Origin of the sequence: Flagellimonas flava, from assembly GCF_050617915.1 — a bacterium.
GTDB lineage: Bacteria > Bacteroidota > Bacteroidia > Flavobacteriales > Flavobacteriaceae > Flagellimonas > Flagellimonas flava_A.
In genome coordinates, this window is the sequence record NZ_JBODQE010000109.1 from 1 (window position 1) to 251 (window position 251).

Consider the following 251-nt stretch of genomic DNA (forward strand, 5'->3'; position numbering starts at 1 on the left):
ACCGTTTCTGGTCTACCAGTCTTTACACCACAGAAGCCACAAGAGCGCGTACACACATTACCCAATATCATAAATGTTGCTGTTCCTTCTCCCCAACATTCTCCCATGTTTGGACAACTTCCGGAGGTACAAATAGTATTCAACTTGTACTTATCTACTAAGCTTCTTAGCTCAGTATATTTTTTACCTGTTGGAAGCTTAACTCTTAACCATTTAGGCTTACGTTCTGGCAATATATTTGAAGCAACTTT

The 251-nt window shown here is 39.4% G+C and carries 1 pseudogene; it reads right to left on the reverse strand.

Annotated elements, in window-relative coordinates:
- Positions 1–236: pseudogene (locus tag ACRHOZ_RS21175) on the reverse strand (lipoyl synthase); the annotation flags it as partial.
- Positions 237–251 lie beyond the last annotated feature (15 nt).